The sequence below is a fragment of the Streptomyces flaveus genome (assembly GCF_014647675.1).
Lineage (GTDB): Bacteria > Actinomycetota > Actinomycetes > Streptomycetales > Streptomycetaceae > Streptomyces > Streptomyces flaveus.
In genome coordinates, this window is the sequence record NZ_BMPQ01000002.1 from 464942 (window position 1) to 489016 (window position 24075).

Sequence of the window (24075 nt, forward strand, 5' to 3'; positions counted from 1 at the left end):
CCCAGTCAGCTCGTTGGCCGGTTCGCTGAGCATACTAGCATTGGTGTATGTCACCGCGATGGGAAGCAGAACCCGATATCAGACGCTCAGCGCACGTCGTCTACCACCTTCACGTGCACTTGGTGTTCGTCACGAAGTACCGGCGCGGAGTCTTCACGCCCGAGATGCTGACGCGCTGCGAAGAGATCATGCGCGACGTGTGCACGGACTTCGAAGCCGAGTTGAAGCAGTTCAACGGCGAACACGATCACGTACATCTCCTGGTGCACTACCCGCCGAAAGTCGCTCTCTCGAAGCTGGTCAACAGCCTCAAGGGCGTCTCCTCACGGCGGCTCCGCTTCGAGTACACGGGCGAGGCGAACCAGGCGATCATGCACGGGCGGTTCTGGTCCCGCTCGTACTTCGCAGGGAGCTGCGGCGGGGCACCGCTGACCGTCGTACGCCAGTACATCGAGAACCAGCGGCGCCCCGTATGACCCGGCCGAGGTGGACAGTGCAGACCCGTGCCTCAAGATGAGGTCAGAGCAATCTTGGTGTCAGCTTCCGAAGTCGGCTGCGCGGATGACCGAAGTCGTCTGCACCCGCTACTGACTTCGGCTCGTCAGGGTGAGCTTTCCTGAAGTCCCTGCTGGGCCTGGGGTAGTGGCTGTATTCCGTGGTGTGTGAGGTATGCGGATGGGGGCGGGCTGCCCCCTGCGGGACGTCAGCGCCGGGAGACGGTGCGGATGCAGGCGGCCGAGCTGTTCGAGCAGAAGATCAAGCCGCCCGAGGTGGCACGGCGCCTGCGGGTGAGCCCGAAGTCGGCCTCCCAGTGGCATCAGTTGTGGCGGGACGGCGGCGTGCAGGCGCTGGCCTCCCGCGGCCCGAGCGGATCGCGATGCCGGCTGTCCCCGCGCTGTCTGGAAAAGCTGGCCGCGTACCTCGATGAAGGACCCGCCACGCACGGATGGGGGGGAGGACCAGGTATGGACCGCCGCCCGGGTAGCCACGCTGATCGGCAGGAAGTTCCACATCTCCTACAGCGTTTCGGGAGCCACGAGGCTGATGCACCGGCTCGGCTTCAGCCCGCAGGTCCCTGCGCGGCGGGTCGCCGAACGCAACGAGCAAGCCGTGACCCTGTGGAAGGAGGCGACCTGGGCCGAGGTAAAAGAGCCCGGGCGGCCTGCGGGGGCTACATCTGCTTCGAGGACGAGGCAGGCTTCACGCGACAGCCGCCCAAAGGACGCACCTGGGGCCGACGCGGCCACACCCCGCAGGTGACGGTGAGCGGTCGACGCTCAGGACGCCTGTCGGTGGCTGGGCTGATCGCCATGCGGCCCGGCTCCCGCACCCGGCTGTGCCACCGCCTGCGCATCCACCGAGCGGGCAAGGGCAAGCGCCGCAGCATGGGCGAGCGCGACTTCATCGCACTGGTCGACGGCGTCCACCAGCTCCTCAAGGCGCCGATCGTGCTGGTCTGGGACCGGCTCAACACCCACGTCTCCCACGCCATGCGTGAGCTGATCGCCGAGCGTGACTGGCTGACGGTCTTCCTGCTGCCCGCCTACTCTCCCGACCTCAACCCCGTCGAGTGGGTATGGGCGCACGTCAAGCGCAGCCTGGCCAACCTCGCCGTGGTCGCTCTCGACCGGCTCGAAGCCCTCGTACGCAACCGGCTCAAACGCCTCCAGTACCGGCCCGAAACCCTCGACGGCTTCATAGCGGGCACCGGCCTGACCCTCGACGACCCAGCCTCACCCTGACGAGCCGAAGTCAGTAATTGCGGATCACCGATTTGACGCGCTCACGTAGTTCGGTGCCGTCACGGGCTTGCACGTGCCGCATGGGTTGAGCCCTTCACGCAGAGCCTCGTACAAGCTGATCTCGACCGGCCTGTTCCCCGGACGGCAGCGCTGGACCGTTCCCGTGTGGTAGATGGTTCCGCGTCCCTGTGGACCGCTGGGGGCTTGCCACCACTGAGATACGAAGACCTTCGTCTCCAACTGGGCGAGTTGCCGCTCCACCTGCCCCAGCTCAGCCAACAGTTCGCGTCGGCGAGCGCCGAGTCGTATGCGTGCTTCGCTCGCAGTTTCCATGTGGCCTCGGTTCTCTCACGGTGAGCAATGGGCTGGGCGCCTGATCGGTGGACCGCCAGTCTCGGCGCGCTACGCCTGAAGGTATCGGTGCAGCGAGGTCTTGGGGATTCCGGTCTTCGCGGCGATCTGGCCGAGGCTGCCGCCCTGCTCTTTGAGGAGCTTGGCGCATTCGATCTTGTCGTCGGAGTGTGCGACGGGGCGTCCGATGCGCCGACCGGCAGCTTCGGCGACAGCTCGGGCATGGGCGGCCCGTTCGGTGGTGAACGTGCACTCCATCTCGGCGAACAGGGCCAGCAGCAGGAAGGCGATGCGGCCCATGCCTTCATCGGCGGTGTTGATCGGCAGCGGGTCGGCGAGTGAGCGCACGCCGATGTTCTTCTCGTTCAGGTCGTGGACGAGGTTGAGGACTTCGCGAAGGTTCCTTCCAAGCCTGTCGAGGGTGTAGACCACGATCGTGTCGCCGGGCCGGGCGTAGGCGAGCAGGTCGGTCAGGCCGGGGCGCTCGACGGTGGTGCCACTCTTCTTGTCGACGTAGATCCGCTCGTCCGCGATGCCCGCTGCCCCGAGGGCGTCAAGCTGGCGTTCCAGGCTCTGCTTGGTGGTGGAGACCCGGGCGTACGCGAGTTCGAGTCCCTGGGCGGCGTGCCGTCGGTCGGTTGCCATTGCCGCACCGTACCGGGAGTTGTCCCCGCACGCGCCTTTCGGAACACTTGTTGTGGAACGATTTGCGGAACGATGGGCTCGGCGATCACCGCAGGATGTCAGCGTCCTGACGGGGCGTCGGGTGCTCTGTTCCACTTCCAGGATATGGAACGGCGTCAGATGAGGTGGTGATGGCGCTCTTTGAAATTGGCCGCCCCCTGCTCAGGGGTGTCCCCACACCTGCTCGCGATTCCCCAGCTGTGGAATGACCTCCTGGGGCAGGGGCCCGTTTGCCCTCGGCCGATGATTAGGTCTGGTTCGCGATCCGGCGGCCGAGCTGTTCGAGAAACTTCTGCAAGCTGGACGCGGTGACCTCGAAGTCGTCAAACCAGGAGGCCGTGGTGGACTTCCAGACTTGTCCGCTGGCTCCGATCGCGAACAGATGGACCCCGCCGTTGCTGGCGAAGACCAGCGCGATCGGTTCGCCGTCGATCGGAGCGGGGCCGTACTCACGGAAGTGCTCCGCCGCCGTCGCAGGTGAGTGGATGAAGTACCCGCTGTCGACGTCGGGCAGCGAAGCCTCACCGATCACCCAGTAGAGCGTGGTGGGCCGTTCGCGGATGGGGCTGAGCTGGGGCTTTGACAGAACGCAAACCGCCGTTCTCAATCGCGTGGAGATCATTACCCGACTGCATGCATAGTGCAATCATGTGGGCCTCCGGCCCTCCGAAGCAGTGCCGCTCCGCCGACCTGATCGGCTGCAGCGTCATGGGTTTTCTCGTTACTCCACAGCGCGGCCGATGAGTTTGTGGCTCCCGGCCGGTCCAAGCTCGTGACACCCTAGGAAAGGACACCGCCATGTCGGAGCTTCTCGTCGACTTCATCACCTCCCTCGACGGCCACGCATCGGGAGAGGGATGGCCCGGGTTCTGGGGCCTCGAGGGCCCGGAGTACCTCGCATGGCTCGGCGAGCAGCCCGAGGCCACCTACCTGGTGGGAGCGAACACCTACCGCCTGATGTCGGGCTTCGCCGCAGGCGAGGTCCCGAAGGGCCAAGACGAGTTCAGGCCCGAAGAAGAGGCGTCCGTCGACGAGCTCACGCAAGCATCCAAGGTGGTGTTCTCCTCCTCGCTCGAGGAGCCACTGACGTGGGCCAACTCCACGCTCGTCCGCGACGACGCCGTCGAGGCGGTCCGCGCCATGAAGTCGAGCGGCTCGGGGCTCCTCAGCACGATCGGCAGCCTCAGCCTGTGCCGGTCCCTGCTACGGGCCGGACTCGTCGACCGCTTCCGGGTCGTGATGTTCCCGGTGATCACCGGGGCCACGGGCGAAGAACGCATCTACGACGGCTATCCGGACGTTGCCCTCGAGATGATCGAGCACCGCACCTTCGACGGCCGCATCCAGCTGGTCGAGTACAAGCCCCGCGTGCTCGAGCACCCGCCGCTCGGCGTCCCTGCGTGATGTCGCCCCGTCCGCCGGTCTGGACGGCCGCCAGGTCGGCGCCGGCGGGCGCGGAGCCGTCCGGAACTGCCCGCACTGCGATCAGCCCGTCACCATCGTCGCCCTGCTGGCCACCCCGGAAGGGCCCGTCCCACCATCGCCAGCAGAGTTCGCGAGATCACCTCCCTGCGGCGGACTCCGTGAGCACCGCGGGCAACGACTTCGCCTGACCGTCACCGATCAACAGGGCCCGGCGACCTTCGGTCGCTGGGCCCTCACACGCGCTCTTCACTCCCCACATTCCCCACACGCTTCAAGACGCAACGAAGTGGAGGGAAGAGCGTCCCTGGCCGATTTCAGAGATCCTCATCAGCCGGTGCCGCTCGTCGACCACGATCACATCCACCGGCGTGTGGTCGACCTGAACCTGCTCCAGCAGCCCGGTGACCGCCGGCGGCACACCCCCGGCCGACCGGAGAGGACGAACCGCCTCTCTTCCTTCGCGTCCCGAGACCGAAGCCACCGGGTCCAGCCGCTCGATCCGCCGCTGCATCGACCCCCGCGAAGGAGCCCGCAGGCCACGAGCCCGGCATTGGCGCGTGATCTCCTTGCAGACCGCCGCCACCGAGCGGCGCTGCCGCGTCAAGTACCGGGTGCGTAGCGCTTCCTGGACGATCGTCTCGACCTCACCAGACAGGCGCCCGCCGCCGCGGCCTCCGCTGGAACGGCCAGGCAGCAGGTCCGACACCACTCCCTCACCGGCGCGCCACCGTCCAAGCAGGACATACACCTGGCGCCGGGACACCCGCAGCCGCTCGGCGGCCTCATCCGCCTCGGCCAGCCCCACTGTGTCCTTCGCCGCGAGCGGCCCGATCACCTCGGCCTGCCGCACCGCGGTCTCCCACATCTGGGTCGGCGCGATCAGCACCCCGCGCTCGGCCACCGGTTCCTCTGCCATCCGGAAGCCCCCGTCACGCACACGACTACGGACAACTCGACCGTAACGCAGGCGAGTTCGGCCCGTCCGGCGCGTTCGCAGTTCCCTGCACGCGACAGCGAATCACCAGCTCACCTGTGCACGCGACTTCGGAAACTGACACAGGTCGCGGTCCACGTCGTCCAGGAAGAAGAAGCGCTCCAACTCCGGGCGCGTCGGCTCCTCGACGAACTTTCCGTACGCCTCGGCTTGGTCATCCGTCAGAAATTCCACCGGCATGCGGCGGAGCCAACCACCTGCCGCTACAGACCGTGGATCTTTGGCCGAAGGGCCCCAGGAAGCAGACCACCCGTGCTAGAAGTTCACCGCTCACTGCTCAAGATCGTTCTCAGCGCCAACCGCTGTACCGATGTTTCCCAAGCCTGTTTCCCCAGGCCCGCCCCTTCCCGTAACTGGGGGCTGCGACCCCCGGCCCCCCGCCAGGGGGTGGGGTGACAGTCGTGTCGCGGCTGCGGGTGCGTCGTGGCTGGTCGCGCAGTTCCCCGCGCCCCTACGGGGCGCCAGTGTTGCCCGTGTCGTGTGCCGGGCGCACGCTAGTCGTATGGCTAGAAGCGGCGGCCCTACGCTCATCGGTTCCGTACAGCGGGCCTTTCGGCTGCTCGAGGTGGTGAGCGCGCACGAGAACGGGGCGCCTGCCAAGCAGTTGGCGCGGGAGACGGGGCTGCCGCTGGCCACCGCGTACCACCTGCTGCGGACGCTGGTGCACGACGGATACGTACGGAAGCTGGACGACGGCGGCTTCATTCTGGGCGACAAGTTGCAGACGCTGCACACCGCGGGCCGCGGTCAGGCGCTGCTCAGCCGGGTCCGTCCGGCGCTCGCGGCGCTGCGGGACGAGTTCTCGACCGCCGCCTACCTCACCTTCTACGAGGACGGCGAGATCCGGGTCGCCGAGATCGTCGACGGTCCCCGGGCGCCCCGCGTCGACCTCTGGGTGGGCTTCGAGGACGCCGGGCACGCCACCGCGCTGGGCAAGTCGGTGCTCCGCGAGCTGGACGACGAGTCCCGCAAGGAGTATCTGTCCCGGCACACCCTGTCCGACCTCACGCCCCGTACCATCACCAGCCCTCCGGAACTGCTCCGGCGCGTCGACTCCTCGCCCGTGGCCCCGGCCGTCACGGACCTGGAGGAGTACGCCCTCGGCACGGTCTGTGTCGCGGTGCCCGTCTACAGCGGGAACATGCTCGGCTCACTCGGCGTCTCGCTGCCGAAGGACCGGCTCTCCCGGCTCGAGGAGATCCGGGCCCGGCTGATCCCGACCGCGAGCCGTGTGACCAGGGGCCTTTCGCTCACCAAGTGACCGGGATCTGGCCGGGGCCCTTGCTCATCATCTGAAATTCCGCTCCTTGCGGCGACCCCTGTCGAACCCGTTTCCTGATAAATACGGATATATCAGGGGGCGTGCCCCGCGACAGTGAGAGGACTGCGGACACCACATGACTCAGGCCCGACACCACGGTGGCGACCACTGGCCGATACGGCCGTTCAGGAACCGAGTGGCCAGTACCGGGGCGAAGGCCCGGCTACGCGCCGCCGCGCACGTGGCCGCGAGTACGGCTGTACTGCCCATACTGATCGTCTCCGTCATCGTGCTCGTCGATCTCCTCGGCGGTTCGGGGATGATGTGGCTGCCGCTGCTGGCCGCCGGGCCCGCGCTGGCCGCCACCACCTGCGGGCCGCGCGGGGTCCTGGGTGTCGGGTTCCTCGCCGCGGGGTTTGGCACCGCACTCGGCATCCGTGACGGTGTGCCGTGCCATGAGCTGGTGGTCGTCCTGGCCGCCCTGGTGGCCGTCACCCTGGCGAGCGCTCTGGCCAGCGCGCTGCGCGGGCGCCGCGAGAAGGTGCTCGCGGCCGTCCGCTCGGTGGCGGAGGCCGCCCAGCACGCGCTGCTCAAGCCGGTGCCGGCGACGGTCGGCCCGTTCCAGACGGCCGTCCGCTACAGCGCCGCGGCGGCGGAGGCCCGTATCGGCGGCGACCTCTACGCGCTGGTGCCCACGCCGTACGGAGTACGCCTGCTCGTCGGCGATGTACGGGGCAAGGGCCTGCCGGCCGTGAGCACCGCCGCCCTCGTGGTCGGCATCTTCCGCGAGGCTGCCTACGACGAACCCGATCTCCTCGCCGTCGTCGACAGGATCGAGCGGAGCCTGGCCCGCAACCTCGACGCCGACGACTTCGTCACCGCCGTCGTCGCCGGTCACCCCCGGGAGGGACGCCTGGAGGTGGTCAACTGCGGCCACGCGCCTCCCCTGTTGGTACGCGACTCCGAAGTCGTCCCGGTGGAGCCCACGCACCCGACCCCGCCCCTCGGCCTGCGAGCCCTCACCGGCGAGGCCCCCACCCTCCAGGTCCTCCCCTTCACGGACGGGGACCAGCTCCTGCTCTACACGGACGGCGTCACGGAAGCCCGAGACCACAACCGCGATTTCTATCCGCTGGCCAAAGGCCTGGAACGGCACCTGACCGACAACCCGGCCCGCACCCTCACCGCGCTCCACCACGAACTGCTCGCCCACGTGGGCGGCCACCTGCACGACGACGCGGCGCTGCTGCTGCTCCGCAAGCCGACGGCTGCCGAGGCGCCTGCCGGCGCGGCAACGGCTCCCGAGACGGTGTCGCACACCGCGGGCGACCTGCGCTCCGTCCCGCCCCACGCCCGGTCCTCCACCGAGGGCACGAGCGGGAGCACCGGAAGCCGGGCTGCCGAGACGGCGGAGGGGGCAGCGGGTGCGGCGGACCTGCGTATCCCGTCGGGGCGTTCGGCAGGGGCGGGGAGCCGGTGACGCCTTCGACTGGGCAGTCAGTCAGCGACGATCGCCGTCAGTTGAACGAGGCTGTCGATCGTCCAGTCCGCTGCTGCCGCGACATCCGGATCGTCGGCCCACAGGTGTCCCCACGGGCCACGGCGGATGTGGGCCGCGCGGAGGCCGGCGGTCTTGGCCGGCCACAAGTCGTTGGCCGGGTGGTCGCCGACGTACACGGTTGCCCCGGGTTCGGCGCGGGCGACTTCCAGGACCCGGGCGAAGAACTCGGGCTGCGGCTTGGCGACGCCCCATTCGCCGGAGGTCACGATCAGGTCGGCGGGCAGGTCGAGGCCTCGTAGCAACTCGCCCACACGTGCCGTCTGGTTCCCGGCGATGATGACGCGAACGCCGAGCTCGCGCAGGCTCGCGAGGGCCGGCCGTACGTCGTCGTACAGGTCCGTCTCGTCGAGATACTCGCCGCGGCCAACCGCTTCACGTGCCTGTGCCGCGGCGGCGAGGTCAATGCCCGGGCGGGCGATGCGCACGGCATCGGCGTTGTCACGGCCCTGCGCGACGACTGCGCCGACGAGGGCCGAGAGCGTGTGCCGCGGGACACCGAGCCAGTCGGCCCACGAACCCCAGTAGCGGTCATCGCGGGTGACGGTTTCGCCGACGTCGAGAACGATGGTCTCAATCACCTGCTTGAGACTAGGCGCCCAGGGCCAGGGAGATCCGCAGCCGCGTTCGCAGGATGGAGGAAGGCCACCGGGCCGGATACGCGGGTACTCGACTCGTCGCGGCGAAAGTGGCACCTTTCGGGACATGGAATATCGCGCTGGTGCCGGTGTCTGGGAAATCCGCGGAAAGCTGCTGTTGGCCAGCGCGACCATGCTGTTCGTCGAATTGGCCCTGATCCGCTGGACGGGCGCCAACATCGTCCATCTGAGTTACTTCTCGAACTTCATTCTCCTCGGCTCGTTCCTCGGTATCGGTCTTGGATTCCTCATTCCGGCCCACCGAGGGCAGTGGCTGAAACGCTGGGCGCCCGTCCCACTGGCCGTCCTCGTCGTCCTGGTACGGGAATTCCCGGTCCAGGTGCAACAGACCAGCGGTGAGGTCATCTACTTCACCGCCGTGAAAACCACAGGACTGCCGGAATGGGTCACCCTCCCGGTCCTGTTCCTGCTGGCCGCGGTCGTCATGGCGGCCATCGGCAAGATCACCGCGGACCTGTTCCGGCAGCTGCCGTCCCTGGAGGCGTACCGGTACGACCTCCTCGGCGCCCTCACCGGGTCCGTGGCGTTCGCCCTGCTGTCCTGGCTGAGCGCCCCCTCGGTCGCCTGGGGAGTCATCGCCGGACTGGCCATGCTCATGCTCGGCGGACGACGCAACGGCGTGCGCTACGCCGTACCGCTCACCGCGATGGTGGCGGTCCTGGCCTTCGAATCGGCGGCGCAGGGCGTCTCCTGGTCGCCGTACTACAAGATCGAGGTCAAGCGGCCCCCGGCCGGCAGCAGCACCCGCGACTACAAGATCTCCGCCAACGGCGTCCCGCACCAGAGCATCGCACCGCTCAGCGTCCTGATGAGGCCGGAATCGCCGTACGGCCGGCCGTACCGCGAGACGCCGGACAACCCCTATCGCAGGGTCCTCGTCATCGGCGCGGGCAACGGCAACGACGTCGCCGTCGCGCTGGCCCACGGGGCGCGGCGCGTGGACGCCGTCGAAATCGACCCGGAACTGCGGGAAACCGGCGCGCGGCTGCATCCCGAAAAGCCGTACGACGACCCCAGGGTGCACACATATATCGACGACGGCCGCGCTTTTCTCGAACGGACCGATGCCCGCTACGACTTGATCGTCCTCGCGCTGCCGGACTCACTGACACTCGTCTCCGGTGCGAGCAATCTCCGGCTGGAGAGCTATCTGTTCACCCGGCAGGCATTCGAGGCCGCGCACGAACATCTGGCCCCGAACGGCGCGTTCACGATGTACAACTACTATCGCAAGGACTGGCTGATCGACCGGTTCGCCGGTGATCTCACCACGGTGTTCGGACACGCCCCCTGCATTACCGATTACGGCGGCCGGCAAGCCGTGTTCGTGACCGGCCGGACCACCGCCGACCAGTCCTGCGAGAAGACCTGGCAGGCCAGTGGCCCCGTCCCGGAGCCCGCGACCGACGACCACCCCTTCCCCTATCTGCTGCAGCGCACCATCCCCAGCCTCTACCTGGGCGCACTCGGGGGCATCCTGCTGGTCACCGTGCTGTCCGTGCGCCTCACCGGGGTCCGCGTCCGGCACACCGTCCGCTACGCCGACATGTTCCTGCTCGGCGCCGCGTTCATGCTGCTGGAGACCAAGAGCGTCATCGGCTTCGCCCTCTATTTCGGCACCACCTGGCTGGTCAACGCGCTCGTCTTCATCGGCGTACTGCTCGCCGTGCTGGCCGGCGTCGAAGTGCGCCGCCGGATGCGGCGGCTCAACCAGCCCGTCATGACGCTCGTCCTGCTCGCCACCCTGGCCGTCGCCTGGCTGGTCCCCGCGGAGTCCGTCCTCGCGCTGCCCTTCGCCGGACGGCTCGCCGCGGCGATCGCCCTCGCCTTCGCACCGATCTTCTGCGCCAACCTGATCTTCTCCGACCGGCTGGCCTCCGCCCCCGACCCCACGGCCGCCTTCGGCGCCAACCTGCTCGGCGCCCTCACCGGCGGCACCCTGGAGTACCTCGCCCTGCTGACCGGCTATCAGACGCTGCTGCTGGTCGTCGCCGCGCTCTACCTGGGCGCCTACGCGGCGATGCGCCTCACCGGCAACGGCCCGGACACACCCGCGCTGCCCGAGCCACGGCCGCTGGAGTCCGAGGCGCAGCCCTGAGCGGCCTCGGGGACTCGGGGAGGTGAGTCCGGGGCGAAGTCACGCCGTCGGGAGTCAGCTCTTCGCCGCGAGGTCCTTGAGCGCGATGTTGAGTTCGAGGACGTTGACGCGGGGTTCGCCCATGAAGCCGAGGGTGCGGCCCTCGGTGTGCTCGTCGACGAGCTTCTGGACTTGGGCGGCGGGCAGCCCGTTCCGCTCGGCGACACGGTGGACCTGGAGGTCCGCGTACGCCGGGGAGATGTCCGGGTCCAGGCCCGAGCCCGAGGAGGTGACCGCGTCGGCGGGGACCTGGGAGGGCCGTACCTTGTAGTCCGCCGTCGAGTTGTCCTTGACGACCTTGGCCTTGGCCTCCTTGACCCACTTGATGAGTTCGGGGTTGTCACCGGCACGGTTGGTCGCGCCGGACAGGATCAGCTTGTACTGGGTGTTGACCGAGTTCTCACCGAGTCCGTTGGCCGGCCGCGGCTGGAAGTAGTCGAGGCTGTAGCCCTGCTGGCCGATGAGCGAGGAGCCGACGACCTTGCCGTCCGCCTTGATCTCCGAGCCGTTCGCCTTGTTGTTGAACAGCGCCTGGGCCACACCGGTGACGGCCAGCGGGTACAGCACACCGCACACCAGCGTCAGTACGAGCAACGCCCGCAGCCCTGCCGCCAGCAACCGGGCCGTGTTCGTAACCGAGTTGTTCATAGCCGATCAGCACGCCTTCAGGTAGTTACAGCCCGGGGATGAGGGAGATGAGCAGGTCGATGACCTTGATGCCGATGAACGGGGCGATCAGCCCGCCCAGGCCGTAGATCCCGAGGTTGCGCCGCAGCATCCTGTCGGCGTTCATCGGGCGGTACTGCACACCGCGCAGGGCGAGCGGTACGAGCGCGATGATGATCAGCGCGTTGAAGATGACCGCGGAGAGGATCGCGGAGTCCGGCGAGGACAGCTGCATGATGTTGAGCTGTTTCAGGCCCGGGTAGACCGCCGCGAACAGCGCCGGGATGATCGCGAAGTACTTCGCCACGTCGTTGGCGATCGAGAAGGTCGTCAACGCGCCCCGGGTGATGAGGAGTTGCTTGCCGATCTCGACGATCTCGATGAGCTTGGTCGGGTTGGAGTCGAGGTCGACCATGTTGCCGGCCTCCTTGGCGGCCGACGTGCCCGTGTTCATCGCGACGCCGACGTCCGCCTGCGCCAGGGCGGGCGCGTCGTTCGTGCCGTCACCCGTCATCGCGACGAGCTTGCCGCCCGCCTGCTCACGCTTGATCAGCGCCATCTTGTCCTCGGGGGTCGCCTCCGCGAGGAAGTCGTCGACGCCCGCCTCGTCGGCGATCGCCTTGGCCGTCAGCGGGTTGTCGCCCGTGATCATGACGGTCTTGATGCCCATACGGCGCAGCTCCTCGAACCGCTCGCGCATCCCGTCCTTGACGACGTCCTTGAGGTGGATGACGCCCAGGATCCGGGCGCCGTCCGTGTCCTCGATCGCCACGAGCAGCGGGGTGCCGCCCGCCTCGGAGATCCGGTTGGCCAGGGTGTCGGCGTCCTCGGACACCTCACCGCCCCGTTCCCGCACCCAGGCGATGACCGATCCTGCCGCGCCCTTACGGACCTTGCGCCCGTCCACGTCCACACCCGACATCCGGGTCTGCGCGGTGAACTCGATCCACTCCGCCTGCGCCAGCTCGCCCTGGTGCCGCTCCCGCAGCCCGTACTTCTCCTTCGCCAGTACGACGATGGAGCGGCCCTCGGGCGTCTCGTCGGCCAGCGAGGAGAGCTGGGCGGCATCGGCCAGATCGGCTTCCGAGGTGCCGCTGACCGGCAGGAACTCGGCGGCCTGCCGGTTGCCGAGCGTGATGGTGCCGGTCTTGTCGAGGAGGAGGGTCGACACGTCGCCCGCCGCCTCAACTGCCCTGCCGGACATGGCGAGTACGTTCCTCTGCACCAGCCGGTCCATGCCCGCGATGCCGATCGCGGAGAGCAGCGCGCCGATCGTGGTCGGGATCAGGCAGACCAGGAGAGCCACCAGCACGACCATGGTCAGGTGGGTGCCCGCGTAGTCCGCGAGCGGCGGCAGCGTGGCCACCGCCAGCAGGAAGATGATCGTGAGCGAGGCGAGCAGGATGTTCAGCGCGATCTCGTTGGGCGTCTTCTGCCGGGCGGCGCCCTCGACCAGGTTGATCATGCGGTCGATGAAGGTCTCGCCGGGCTTCGTCGTGATCTTGATGACGATGCGGTCGGACAGCACCTTCGTACCCCCGGTGACAGCCGAGCGGTCGCCGCCGGACTCCCGGATGACCGGCGCCGACTCACCGGTGATCGCCGACTCGTCGACGCTCGCGACGCCCTCGACGACGTCACCGTCGCCGGGGATGACGTCGCCCGCCTCGCACACCACCAGGTCGCCGATACGCAGCTCGGTGCCCGGGACCTGCTCCTCGCGGTCGTCCACGAGCCGCCGGGCGACGGTGTCGGTCTTGGCCTTGCGCAGGGTGTCGGCCTGCGCCTTGCCGCGGCCCTCGGCCACCGCTTCCGCCAGGTTCGCGAAGATCACGGTGAGCCAGAGCCAGGCGCTGATCGTCCAGCCGAACCAGTCGCCCGGGTCCGTGAACGAGAACACCGTGGTCAGCACCGACCCGACCAACACCACGAACATCACAGGGGACTTGACCATCACCCGCGGATCGAGCTTGCGGATGGCGTCCGGCAGCGACTTCAGCAGCAGCTTGGGATCGAACAGTCCCGCGCCGACACGGCCTTCATCCTTGTGACCCGTGGGCACGTCGCTGTGCGGCGCCCGGGTGGGAGTAGTCGTGGACACGGCGTCCTCTTGCTTCTTCTGTTTCGTGATGTCGGTGGTCATGTCGCCAGCCCCTCGGCCAGCGGCCCCAGTGCCAGCGCCGGGAAGTAGGTCAGACCGGTGATGATCAGGATCGCGCCCACCAACAGGCCGGTGAACAGCGGCTTTTCGGTACGCAGGGTGCCCGCGGTGGCCGGCACCGGCTTCTGCTCGGCGAGCGATCCGGCCAGCGCCAGCACGAACACCATCGGCAGGAACCGGCCGAGCAGCATCGCCAGACCCAGGGTGCTGTTGAACCACTGCGTGTCCGCGTTCAGACCCGCGAAGGCCGAACCGTTGTTGTTCGAGGCCGAGGTGTAGGCGTAAAGGATCTCGGAGAATCCGTGCGCCCCGCTGTTGGTCATCGAGTTGCCCGGGGTGGGCAACGCCATCGCCGCAGCGGTGAAGACCAGCACCAGCGCCGGGGTGATCAGGATGTAGCAGGCCGCCAGCTTGATCTCGCGGGTGCCGATCTTCTTGCCCAGGTACTCGGGCGTACGGCCGACCATGAGGCCCGCGATGAACACCGCGATGATCGCCATGACCAGCATGCCGTAGAGACCGGAGCCGACACCGCCGGGCGCGATCTCGCCCAGCTGCATGCCCAGCAGGTTCAGCCCGCCGCCCAGGCCGGTGTTGGACGAGTGGAAGGAGTCCACCGCGCCCGTCGAGGTGAGCGTCGTGGAGATCGAGAAGATCGACGAGGCGCCGATGCCGAAACGCTGCTCCTTGCCCTCCATCGCACCGCCGGCGATCTCGAACGCCGGGCCGTGATGGGCGAATTCGGTCCACCACATCAGGCAGATGAAGCCCAGCCAGATGGTCGCCATCGTGGCGAGGATCGCGTAGCCCTGCTTCAGCGAGCCGACCATCCGGCCGAAGGTGCGCGTCAGCGCGAACGGGATCAGCAGGAGCAGGAAGATCTCGAAGAGGTTGGAGAACGGGTTGGGGTTCTCGAAGGGGTGGGCGGAGTTGGCGTTGAAGTAGCCGCCGCCGTTGGTGCCCACCTCCTTGATGGCCTCCTGGGAGGCGACCGCGCCGCCGTTCCACTGCTGGGAGCCGCCCGTGAACTGTCCGACCTCATGAATCCCGGAGAAGTTCTGGATGACGCCGCACGCCACCAGCACGATCGCGGCGATCACGGAGATCGGCAGCAGGATGCGTACGACTCCCCGTACCAAGTCGGCCCAGAAGTTGCCCAGTTCACCGGTGCGGGAGCGGGCGAAGCCCCGTACGAGAGCGACCGCCACCGCGATGCCGACGGCCGCGGAGACGAAGTTCTGCACGGCCAGACCGGCAGTCTGCACGACGTGGCCCATGGCCTGCTCACCGTAGTACGACTGCCAGTTGGTGTTCGACACGAAGGACGCGGCGGTGTTGAACGCCTGGTCCGGGTCGATCGAGGCGAAGCCCAGCGAGCCGGGCAGGATGCCCTGGACGCGCTGCAGGACGTACAGGAAGAGCACGCCCGCCGCGGAGAAGGCGAGGACGCCGCGCAGGTACGCGGGCCAGCGCATCTCGGTGTTCGGGTTGGCGCCGATGCCCCGGTAGATCCACTTCTCGACGCGCAGGTGCTTGTCGGAGGAGTAGACCCGGGCCATGTAGTCGCCGAGGGGTCGGTAGGCCAGCGCCAGCGCCGCGATGAGCGCGAGCAGCTGGAGCACACCGGCAAGTACGGGGCTCATGGCGGGCGTCAGAACCTCTCCGGGAAGATGAGGGCGAGGACGAGATAGCCCAGCAGGGCGACGGCCACGATCAGGCCGACGATGTTCTCGGCGGTCACAGCTTCGCCACCCCCTTGGCTATGAGCGCCACCAACGCGAACACCGCGATCGTGGTGACGACGAAGGCCACGTCGGCCATGGGAGCTCCTGGATGAGGTTCGGAGTGAATGGGTGGACAAGGACGATTCCGAGGAAACCTCCACTCCGACCGGATTCGGCCACCGTTGACGGGTCCCATACGCCGACGCATACGCCCTTGACGGTTCTCTTACGGCTCGAGCGCGGACCCCGAGGCTCCATCGTGTGGGAGCGCTTCCATGAGAGGCGTGTTCATGTCACGATGCCCTGGGGGCTCCTTCGTGAGAGGGGCAAGTTGTGAGGTTTTCGCTTGCGCGTGTGGTTGTGGGCGGGCTGCTTCTGGGGCTGTTGGGTGTGGTGGGCGTTGCCGGGCCGTCGTCGGGGGCGGTCGGGGTGCGTACGGAGGCTCCCTCCGCGGCCTCCGCCCGTACAGAGGCTCCCGCCGCGGCCCCCACCGCAGAGCTCACCGAGATCACGAACTTCGGCACCAACCCCAGCAACCTCCAGATGTACCTGTACGTCCCGGACAACGTCGCCCCCAACCCGGCGGTCCTGGTGGCCGTGCACTACTGCACGGGGTCCGGTCCGGCGATGCACTCCGGCACCGAGTACGCCCAGCTGGCCGACCGGTACGGCTTCGTCGTGATCTATCCGTCCGTCACGCGCAGCAGCAAGTGCTTCGACGTCTCCTCGCCGCAGGCGCTGCGCCGGGACGGCGGCAGTGACCCGGTGGGCATCAAGTCCATGGTCGACTGGGTGACTCGTACGTACGACGCGGACACCGACCGGATCTTCGCCACCGGCATCTCCTCCGGCGCGATGATGACGAACGTGCTGCTGGGCGACTACCCCGACGTGTTCGCGGCGGGCGCGGCGTTCGCGGGCGTGCCGTTCGCCTGTTTCGCCACCACCAACGGGTCCGAGTGGAACAGCGACTGCTCGGGCGGCAACCTCATCCGCACCCCGCAGGCATGGGGCGACCTGGTCCGCGGCGCCTACCCGGGCTACGACGGGCCCCGGCCGCGTATGCAGCTCTGGCACGGCACCGAGGACGACGTCCTGCGCTACCCCAACTTCGGGGAGGAGATCAAGCAGTGGACGAACGTGCACGGCGTCGGCCAGACACCCGCCCACACCGACTCACCCCAGGCGGGCTGGACCCGTACCCGCTACGGCTCCACCGGTGACCGGGCTCCCGTGGAGGCCATCAGCCTCCAGGGCGTCGGCCACAACCTGTACGCCTGGGGCATGGGGGCCCGGGTGATCACGTTCTTCGGCCTGGACGGCACGGGCCGGTGAGGCCGTCGACCCGCCTCTTCCGTCAGCACTGGGGATAGCACCGGTAGCGCTGCGTCCCGCCCGGGCCGGGTTCAGACCCGACCCCAGGTCCCCCGGTCCCGGGCCATCGCATGGAGCGCCTCGACATCCGCCGGCTTGAGCACGCCCCCCGCACTGGCCAGCGACGCGACATCCGTGTCCTGGAGAACGCGAACCTCACGCAGCGGCGTCGCCACCGACACGTTCGACGGCGCGTAGAGCGCCAGCACCGGATGGACCTCCGCCGTCAGCGCGTACGACGCCCGGTCCGCGACAGCCCGAACCCGCCGCAGCAACGGTGTCGGTTCCCGACGGCCGACCGTGACCATGGGGTCAGCCACCAGCACCCGCTGCTTACGGGCGTACAGCGTGTGGACGGCGAACAGCCCGCCGGGCCCGATCGCCAGGTGGTGAAGACGGTCGCCGCCGGGCAGCGTAAGGGAATGCAGCGCATGCCACCCCGTCCCCTCCAGCCCGTCAAGCGCCTCCCCCACCGCCAGCTCCGACGCCAGCGCCCGCCGCCGGGGATCGGGCCGCAGCCGGTGCGGAGGCGAGGGATCGCGGTCCAGAGCGATCTGGAGGGCCTCACCGGGCCGGTTGGGGGCAAGGTCGTCGTCGGGGTGGAGGGTGAGCCGGGCGAGCTCGGCGGGGGTCGGGACCGGGGGCGGCCCCACGGTCACGGGCCCGGTCAGAAACGGGCCGAGCGCGTCGAGAACATCCTCGCGCCGGTCCTCGCTGAGCAGGTTGACCCGCCCCGCCTCCCTGTCGTACCAGGCGACGTTCCTGCCGTCGGTGTGACAGATGTACAGCCGTTCCTGACCGTGCCGCCAGGTCGGTACAACGCGCAGTCCGTTCATGCGCCATCACCCCACGACCATGGGAACAGGCGGGGTACTCCAGGGGCAAGAACCCAGCTACCTTTGTCACGACTCGAGCGGGAGGCGCCGTTGCTGCCCAGCAGGAAGCAACCCGATGTGCCGGCCCCGGACAGCCCGTGGAGCGAGATCGTGCCCGGCCTGTGGATGGGCGGGCACGAGTACAAGGGCCGGTCCGGCGGGCTGGAGTTCGCTGTCGTACACGATGAGTTCGACCTGGTCCTGACGTTGCTCCGACTACCCGGCCACGGCCCCGACGACGACGTGGAACACCATGTGTGGCCGATCCCGGACGGCCCTCTGGACGGTACGCAGCTCGCGGGCGTCCTGCGGCTCGCACGGGCCGCGGGCGAGGGGCTGGCGCAGGGCCGCCGGGTCCTGGTCCGCTGCTACCACGGCTACAACCGCTCGGGCCTGGTCGTCGCCCACGCCCTGATCGGCGCGGGCCACACCGCCGACGAGGCGATCCGCCTGATCCGTAGCCGCCGTTCACGGTGGGCCCTGCACAACGAACTCTTCGTGGAGTATCTGAAGACCGGCCTCGACACGGTCCGGCTCCTCGAAGAACTGGCCGAGTGATCAGCGGAGTCACCGAGCGCGACCATCCACGACGAACCGCGGCTCAGAACCGGCACGTACCCCGATGGCCCAGCACGACGGGCGCCCTCCAAGGTCGACTCCTAGCGTGGCGATTGATCACCTTTCAGTCACCACCGCACCTTTCAAGGAGGACTCAGTCATGCCCCTGCGTTCCGCTTTCACCCGCCTCGCCATAGTCACCACCACCGCCGCCGCACTCGCCCTCACCGCCACCGGTCCCGCCCTCGCGAACGGCGACGACGGCGGCGGCGGCGGGAACGGAAATGGGAACGCCAACGCCAGCGAGGGCGGCGGTAACGGCAACGGCAAACCCAACTTGGGTGGCGGCAACGGCAAACCCAACTTGGGTGGCGGCAACGCCAATGCCCACTGGGGCGGTGGTAACGACAACGTCAACGTCCACGTCCACGTCCACGGCCACGCCGACCCAGGTGGCGGCAACGCCGACGCCAACTCGACCGGCGGCAACGGCAATGCCGACGCCAACTCGACCGGCGGCAACGGCAACGCCGACCCCAGCGCCAACCCGGGCGGCGGCAACGGGGGCAACAACGGCCGCCCCGACGGCCACCCCAACAACAATCCCAATAGCAACCCCAACAACCCCAACAACAACCAGGAGTTCACCCAGGGCCGCGTCACCGCCATCGGCGGCCTGACCCTCCGCGACCGGCCGACCCGCAACAGCGCCGCGATCGGCCACGCACCCCAGGGCTCGACCGTCCGCATCTTCTGCCGGACGCCGGGCAGCACCGTCGACGGCAACAACCTCTGGTACCTCCTCGCGGACGGCACCTGGGCCTGGGGTCCGGCCCGCTACATCGACACCTTCGGCCACAAGCAGCCCCGCTGGTGCTGAGGCCGACATAACGGGACATGAGCCACATATCCTGTTACGTTCCGGGCATGCTCTCGCCCGGACCGACAGCGCAGGCGGATCCGCCCACTCCCGCCGTACGCCTCCCCCGGCGCCGAGGCATCGAGTTCACGCTCCTCGTCCTGGCGGTGCTGCTCTCGGTGTACGGCTACTGCGCCGTCGGCCTCGCCAGGAACGGCACCCTCCCGCCCGGCGCCGCACGTTACGGCGCCGGGCTCGGCGTGCTCGCGCTTCTCGCGCATGTGGCGGTGCGGTGGCGGGCGCCGTACGCCGATCCGCTGCTGCTTCCGATCGCCGTACTGCTCAACGGCCTCGGCCTGGTGCTGGTCCACCGGCTCGACCTGGAGACTCCGGCCGATCCTGCGGCCCCCACGCAGCTCGTCTGGTCGACGCTGGGAGTCGGCCTGTTCATCGCGGTCGTTCTCGTCCTGCGCGACCACCGGGTGCTCCAGCGCTACGCGTACGTCTGCGTCGTCACCGCGCTCGTCCTGCTGATGCTGCCGATCTTCTTCCCGGCCGTGAACGGCGCCCGGCTCTGGATCAGGGTCGGCGGATTCTCCATCCAGCCGGGCGAGTTCGCGAAGGTGCTGCTCGCGGTGTTCTTCGCCGGCTATCTCGCGGCGAACCGCAACGCCCTCGCGTACACGGGCCGCCGCATCTGGAAACTCCAACTGCCCGCGGGACGCGTACTCGGCCCGATCCTCACGATCTGGGTGCTGAGCGTCGGCGTCCTGGTCCTGGAGCGGGACCTGGGCACCTCGCTCCTCTTCTTCGGCCTGTTCGTGATCCTGTTGTACGTCGCCACGGGCCGCACCGGCTGGATCGCGGTCGGCCTGCTGCTCGCGGCCCTCGGAGCCTTCGCCGTCGGCCGTCTCGAACCGTATGTGCACAGCCGCGTCGAGGACTGGCTGCACCCCTTCGCGTCCGTCGAGGCGGGCCTTGGGCCCAGCCAACTCGCCCAGTCCCTCTACGCGTTCGCCGCTGGCGGGCTGCTCGGCACCGGCCTCGGCCTCGGCCATTCGATCCTCATCGGCTTCGCCGCCAAGTCGGACTTCATCCTGGCGACGGCGGGCGAAGAACTGGGCCTGGCCGGACTCTCCGCGATCTTCCTGCTGTACGGGCTGCTGGTCGAGCGCGGCTACCGGGCGGGCCTCGCCCTGCGCGACCCCTTCGGGCGGCTGCTCGCGGTCGGGCTCGCCTCGATCGTGGCGCTCCAGGTGTTCGTGATCGCGGGCGGGGTGACCGGGCTGATCCCGCTGACCGGGATGCCGATGCCGTTCCTGGCGCAGGGCGGTTCGTCGGTGGTCACCAACTGGATCATCGTGGCCCTGCTGATCCGCCTCAGCGACTCGGCACGCAGCCGGTACGACGGAGCGCCGTACGACGCGGAGGGCGCACCATGACCGGGGACGGCCGCCCCATGCCCCGGTACATCCGGCACGCCGCCGCCTTCTGCGCCCTGCTCCTGCTCGCGCTCCTGGTGAACGCCACCCGCCTCCAGATCGTCCAGGTCCGCTCGTACGACGAGAACCCGGCCAACCGCCGCCAGACGATCGCCCGTTACGGCCAGCCACGCGGCGACATCCTGGTCGGCGGCAGCCCGGTCACCGGTTCCAGGGACTCGGGAGAGAACCTCCGCTACGAACGGACGTACAGGTACGGCCCGTTGTACGCACCCGTCACCGGCTTCGCCTCGCAGACGTACGGAACGACTCTCCTGGAGAACGCCGAGGACGACCTCCTCTCCGGCACCGACCCGATGCTCTCCCCTCTCCCTCTGTGGAACGACCTCACACGCGCCCGCAACCCCGGCGGCAACGTCGTCACCACCCTCGACGCGATCGCGCAGCAAGCGGCGTACGACGGACTCGGCGACCGGCGGGGCGCGGTGGCCGCCGTCGAACCCTCGACGGGACGGATCCTGGCGCTCGTCTCCACCCCCTCCTACGACCCTCAGGAGCTGTCCGGGACGGACAAAGCGGTGGCGAAGGCCTGGGCACGGCTGAACGGCGCGGCGGACCGGCCGATGCTCAACCGGGCCGTCCGCCAGACCTATCCGCCGGGTTCGACGTTCAAGGTGGTCACCGCGGCGGCGGCGCTGGACGCGGGCGTGGTGGAGGACCTGGACGCGCCCCTCAAGGCCCCCGATCCGTACCGGCTGCCGGGCAGTTCGGCGCGGCTGACGAACTCGGTCGACGACTGCGCCGGCGCCTCGCTGCGCTACGCCTTCGCCTGGTCGTGCAACACGGTGTTCGCCAAGCTGGGCGTGGACGTGGGGTTGGCGGACATGGCGCGCACCGCCTCCGGCTTCGGCTTCGACGAGCCGGGGCCCAGGATCCCGTTCCCGGTCTCCACCAGCACGTTCGGCAGCGGCCTCGACCAGGCGCAGCTCGCACTGTCCTCCATCGGCCAGTTCGACACCCGGGCGACACCGCTGCAGATGGCGATGATCGCGGCGGCGGTGGCGAACGGCGGCTCGGTGCGCGCGCCCCATCTGGTGGAGCGGACGACCACGGCCGCGGGCACCCCGGTGTCGACCACCGGCCCGCGGGCCGAAAGCCGGGCCATGAACCCGTCCACGGCCAGGCTGCTACGGGAGTTGATGACGGACGCGGTGCGCAAGGGCACCGGCCGGAAGGTCGCCGTCCCCGGCGCCGAGGTCGGCGGCAAGTCGGGCACCGCCCAGCACGGCATCGGCAACGCCGGTACCCCGTACGCCTGGTTCATCTCCTGGGCCCGGGCCCGCGACGCCGTGGAACCGGCGGTCGCCGTGGCGGTCGTCGTCGAGGACGCGGCGGCCGACCGGGGCGAGATCAGCGGGGGCGGGGACGCGGCACCGATCGCACGGGCCGTGATGAAAGCGGTACTCGACTGACTGGTACTCGACCGGCCGGTACTCGACCGACTGGTATTCAACTCACCCGCTCATCATGGCCGTTGACGAGGGTTCCTGGACGAGCACGGCGGGCAGGGCCACGTACGCCGTGACGCCCGAGCCCGCGGTGGGGCGCAGCTCCACATGGGCGCCGAGGCGGGAGGCGAGCGCGCCCACGACGTGGTGGCCGAGGAAGCGGGTGGGTGCCGTGAGGAAAGAGCCGCTGCCGGAGAGCAGGGCGTTGGCCTCGGCCATGCGTTCCAGGGTCATGCCGATGCCACGGTCGACGACGGCCAGGCAGTACTCGGCGCCGTCCTGCCAGCCGTAGACCTCGACGGGCTGCTGGGGCGGGCTGAACATCAGGGCGTTCTCGAGGAGTTCGGCCAGCAGATGGGACAGCTCGGCGACGGCGTGGCCGCGGATGCGGCAGGCCGCGACGTCGACGGCCGTGACCCGGCGGTACTGCTCGACCTCCGAGACGGCCGACTGCACCACCTCGGTGACGGAGACCATGCCCGGCCAGGAGCGGGCGGGCGCCTCCTCGCCGGCGAGGACGAGCAGGGACTCGGCGTTGCGGCGCATGCGGGTGGCCAGATGGTCGAGCTCGAAGAGTTCGGCGAGGGCGTCCGGGTCGATTTCCTGGTTCTCCAGGGCGGTGATCAGGCCGAGCTGGCGCCTGAGCAGCGTCTGGTTGCGGCGGCCGAGGCTGGCCAGGGACTCGGTGCTGTTGCGGCGCAGGACGGCCTGTTCGGCGGCGAGGCCCACAGCGGTGTGCTCGACGTTGCGCAGGGCGGCGGCCAGGCGGGTGATCTCCCGTGCGCTGCCCGGGAGTTGGGTCCGGTCCGAGCCGTCCGGGTCGCCCGGTTGGGGCGTGTCGGGGTCGGCCTCCTGGATGCGTTTGACGACCGTCGGCAGTCGGGTGCCCGCGACCGCGTCGGCCTCGTCGGCGAGGGCGCCGAGGGGACGGGTGATGGAGCGCGCGGAGATGACGGCGAGCGCGACGGCCACGGCGACGATCAGCGCGCCGAGCCCGAGGAAGCCGCCGAGCTCGCGGGTGGCGGCGCTGCCGCTGTCGGCGGCGTCGGCCCGTACGTCGTCGCCGACGGTGCGCTGCACGTCGTGCAGGTCGTCGACGAGGGTCGTCATGTCCCGCCACCAGCGGGCCGGGGCGACGTTCAGCGATGAGCCGTCGGCACCGCGCTCGGCCTGCGTCTCGTAGCCGCTGACGCGCCGGGCGGCGGCCGTCCTGAAGGCGGCGTCGAGATCGGACTGCTGGGCGGATGTGGCGAGTTGGCGGAACTGGCCGAGCGCGGCGAGGCGGGTGGCGCGGATCTCGGTGAAGTCGAGGTACTCGCCGCCGCGGAAGCGTCCGGCCGCGAACACCCCGTTGAGCGAACCGCGTTCGAGGGCCACGGCCTCGGTGGCGCGGGCCAGGGCCTGCAGCGCCTGGACGCCCTCGGTGATACGGCGCTCGCCGTGGGCCGCGCCCGCGGACTCGGCGTCGATGAGGGCGGTGACGGCCTTCGTGTAGTAGGCCAGGGTGTCGGCCCGGTCGGCGGTGCCGGCGTCGACCTCGGCACGGGTGGCGGGAAGGTCGGCGAGGGGAAGCTGGGCATCGTCGAGGGCGGAGGAGGCTGCGTCCGGCAGATCACCGCTCTCCTCCGAGAGCACCGTTCGCAATGCGGAGCGGGCGTCGTCGGTACGGTCCCGCTGGTTCCGTACGTCGTCCTGGTACTCCTCGGCACCACCCAACAGCCCGTTGGTGAGCCCGCGTTCGCGCTGCACTTCCCGTACCAGATCCTGCACCCGCAACAGCACGCCCACCTGCGCCTCGGTCCCCCGCGCGGCGGACCAGTCGGCGGCACGGTCGGCGACGCCCAGCCCCGTCAGCACGAGCAGCAGGCAGGTCGGCACGGCCAGCACGATGGCCATGCGCCCACGGATGGAGTTCCAGCCGGGAAGGGCAGGAAGGGTGGGAAGTTTGGTCAGCACGTTCCCCGTCATGCTCCGCGAGGCTACGGGCGGGCCGGTCAGGCGGCGGTTTCCCGCCCGTAAGACGTCGGTTCACAGGAACTCACGCTGCGTCGGGGGCAGTTGTGAGAAGGGGAGGTACGGGACGGAGGCGCGCCCACA

Annotated in this window: 20 protein-coding genes and 2 pseudogenes; 11 read left to right on the top strand and 11 right to left on the bottom strand. The window is 69.3% G+C overall.

Going from position 1 to position 24075, the window contains the following annotated elements:
- Nucleotides 1-47 precede the first annotated feature (47 nt).
- Together tnpA and IEZ21_RS48750 are read left to right on the top strand one after the other, a co-directional pair.
- Entirely contained in the window at nucleotides 48-476 is a 429-nt protein-coding gene (gene tnpA / locus IEZ21_RS05335) for an IS200/IS605 family transposase (protein ID WP_189320697.1), read from the top strand.
- A gap of 186 nt (nucleotides 477-662) precedes the next feature.
- Nucleotides 663-1742, top strand: a pseudogene (locus tag IEZ21_RS48750) (IS630 family transposase).
- 402 nt (nucleotides 1743-2144) lie between these two features.
- Here IEZ21_RS48750 and IEZ21_RS05345 read toward each other — a convergent pair.
- The gene (locus tag IEZ21_RS05345; RefSeq protein ID WP_189320698.1) at nucleotides 2145-2738 is read right to left on the bottom strand and encodes a recombinase family protein; all 594 of its coding nucleotides are present in this window, start codon (nucleotides 2736-2738) and stop codon (nucleotides 2145-2147) included.
- A gap of 286 nt (nucleotides 2739-3024) precedes the next feature.
- On the bottom strand, nucleotides 3025-3309 hold the full coding sequence (locus IEZ21_RS05350) for a hypothetical protein (RefSeq protein ID WP_189320699.1): 285 nt from the start codon (nucleotides 3307-3309) through the stop codon (nucleotides 3025-3027).
- Between the two features lie 266 nt (nucleotides 3310-3575).
- On the opposite strand from IEZ21_RS05350, the gene IEZ21_RS05355 reads away from it, so the two are divergent.
- Nucleotides 3576-4181 carry a dihydrofolate reductase family protein gene (locus tag IEZ21_RS05355; RefSeq protein WP_189320700.1) on the top strand — a complete coding sequence of 202 codons (606 nt, stop codon included), beginning with the start codon at nucleotides 3576-3578 and terminating at the stop codon, nucleotides 4179-4181.
- 292 nt (nucleotides 4182-4473) lie between these two features.
- On the opposite strand, the gene IEZ21_RS05360 is transcribed toward IEZ21_RS05355, so the two are convergent.
- Together IEZ21_RS05360 and IEZ21_RS05365 are read right to left on the bottom strand one after the other, a co-directional pair.
- Nucleotides 4474-5118 carry a DNA-binding domain-containing protein gene (locus IEZ21_RS05360; protein WP_189320701.1) on the bottom strand — a complete coding sequence of 215 codons (645 nt, stop codon included), beginning with the start codon at nucleotides 5116-5118 and terminating at the stop codon, nucleotides 4474-4476.
- Nucleotides 5119-5220: 102 nt separating this feature from the next.
- Nucleotides 5221-5376 (bottom strand): DUF4158 domain-containing protein, encoded by a 156-nt coding sequence (locus tag IEZ21_RS05365; RefSeq protein WP_189320702.1) that lies wholly within the window; start codon nucleotides 5374-5376, stop codon nucleotides 5221-5223.
- A 322-nt stretch (nucleotides 5377-5698) separates the two neighbouring features.
- Here IEZ21_RS05365 and IEZ21_RS05370 point away from each other — a divergent pair, with 322 nt between their 5' ends.
- Nucleotides 5699-6457, top strand: a complete 759-nt coding sequence (locus IEZ21_RS05370; protein ID WP_189320703.1) for an IclR family transcriptional regulator — start codon at nucleotides 5699-5701, stop codon at nucleotides 6455-6457.
- 136 nt (nucleotides 6458-6593) lie between these two features.
- Nucleotides 6594-7937 carry a PP2C family protein-serine/threonine phosphatase gene (locus IEZ21_RS05375; RefSeq protein ID WP_189320704.1) on the top strand — a complete coding sequence of 448 codons (1344 nt, stop codon included), beginning with the start codon at nucleotides 6594-6596 and terminating at the stop codon, nucleotides 7935-7937.
- A gap of 17 nt (nucleotides 7938-7954) precedes the next feature.
- Here the strand turns inward: IEZ21_RS05375 and IEZ21_RS05380 are convergent, their stop codons facing one another.
- Entirely contained in the window at nucleotides 7955-8596 is a 642-nt protein-coding gene (locus IEZ21_RS05380; RefSeq protein WP_246567289.1) for an HAD family hydrolase, read from the bottom strand.
- A 124-nt stretch (nucleotides 8597-8720) separates the two neighbouring features.
- Between IEZ21_RS05380 and IEZ21_RS05385 the strand changes: the two genes are divergently transcribed.
- Nucleotides 8721-10772 (top strand): spermine/spermidine synthase domain-containing protein, encoded by a 2052-nt coding sequence (locus tag IEZ21_RS05385; protein WP_189320705.1) that lies wholly within the window; start codon nucleotides 8721-8723, stop codon nucleotides 10770-10772.
- 54 nt (nucleotides 10773-10826) lie between these two features.
- On the opposite strand, the gene IEZ21_RS05390 is transcribed toward IEZ21_RS05385, so the two are convergent.
- Genes IEZ21_RS05390 through kdpF form a run of 4 tightly spaced genes read right to left on the bottom strand, consistent with a single transcriptional unit; the run spans nucleotide 10827 to nucleotide 15379 of the window.
- On the bottom strand, nucleotides 10827-11459 hold the full coding sequence (locus IEZ21_RS05390) for a potassium-transporting ATPase subunit C (protein WP_189320706.1): 633 nt from the start codon (nucleotides 11457-11459) through the stop codon (nucleotides 10827-10829).
- A gap of 25 nt (nucleotides 11460-11484) precedes the next feature.
- A complete protein-coding gene (kdpB, locus tag IEZ21_RS05395; RefSeq protein WP_189320707.1) occupies nucleotides 11485-13620 on the bottom strand; it encodes a potassium-transporting ATPase subunit KdpB in 2136 nt (711 codons plus the stop codon).
- On the bottom strand, nucleotides 13617-15281 hold the full coding sequence (gene kdpA / locus IEZ21_RS05400; protein ID WP_189320708.1) for a potassium-transporting ATPase subunit KdpA: 1665 nt from the start codon (nucleotides 15279-15281) through the stop codon (nucleotides 13617-13619). Before kdpA ends, kdpB begins: the two co-directional genes overlap by 4 nt.
- An 8-nt stretch (nucleotides 15282-15289) precedes the next feature.
- Complete coding sequence (gene kdpF, locus IEZ21_RS05405) at nucleotides 15290-15379, bottom strand: K(+)-transporting ATPase subunit F (RefSeq protein WP_037659531.1); 90 nt, start codon at nucleotides 15377-15379, stop codon at nucleotides 15290-15292.
- Nucleotides 15380-15755: 376 nt separating this feature from the next.
- On the opposite strand from kdpF, the pseudogene IEZ21_RS05410 reads away from it, so the two are divergent.
- A pseudogene (locus IEZ21_RS05410) lies at nucleotides 15756-16691 on the top strand (extracellular catalytic domain type 1 short-chain-length polyhydroxyalkanoate depolymerase); the annotation flags it as partial.
- 77 nt (nucleotides 16692-16768) lie between these two features.
- Here the strand turns inward: IEZ21_RS05410 and IEZ21_RS05415 are convergent.
- A complete protein-coding gene (locus IEZ21_RS05415) occupies nucleotides 16769-17572 on the bottom strand; it encodes a nuclease-related domain-containing protein (RefSeq protein WP_189320709.1) in 804 nt (267 codons plus the stop codon).
- Nucleotides 17573-17662: 90 nt separating this feature from the next.
- Here IEZ21_RS05415 and IEZ21_RS05420 point away from each other — a divergent pair, with 90 nt between their 5' ends.
- The 4 genes from IEZ21_RS05420 (at nucleotide 17663) to IEZ21_RS05435 (ending at nucleotide 21942) form a co-directional block, all read left to right on the top strand.
- A complete protein-coding gene (locus IEZ21_RS05420) occupies nucleotides 17663-18169 on the top strand; it encodes a protein-tyrosine phosphatase family protein (protein ID WP_246567327.1) in 507 nt (168 codons plus the stop codon).
- A gap of 160 nt (nucleotides 18170-18329) precedes the next feature.
- Nucleotides 18330-19049, top strand: a complete 720-nt coding sequence (locus IEZ21_RS05425) for an SH3 domain-containing protein (protein WP_189320710.1) — start codon at nucleotides 18330-18332, stop codon at nucleotides 19047-19049.
- A 47-nt stretch (nucleotides 19050-19096) separates the two neighbouring features.
- Nucleotides 19097-20470 (top strand): FtsW/RodA/SpoVE family cell cycle protein, encoded by a 1374-nt coding sequence (locus IEZ21_RS05430; RefSeq protein ID WP_189320711.1) that lies wholly within the window; start codon nucleotides 19097-19099, stop codon nucleotides 20468-20470.
- A 17-nt stretch (nucleotides 20471-20487) separates the two neighbouring features.
- Nucleotides 20488-21942: a penicillin-binding transpeptidase domain-containing protein gene (locus IEZ21_RS05435; protein WP_189320934.1), complete on the top strand. Its 1455-nt coding sequence runs from the start codon at nucleotides 20488-20490 to the stop codon at nucleotides 21940-21942.
- Nucleotides 21943-21984: 42 nt separating this feature from the next.
- Here the strand turns inward: IEZ21_RS05435 and IEZ21_RS05440 are convergent, their stop codons facing one another.
- Nucleotides 21985-23946 (bottom strand): sensor histidine kinase, encoded by a 1962-nt coding sequence (locus IEZ21_RS05440; RefSeq protein ID WP_189320712.1) that lies wholly within the window; start codon nucleotides 23944-23946, stop codon nucleotides 21985-21987.
- Nucleotides 23947-24075: the final 129 nt, after the last annotated feature.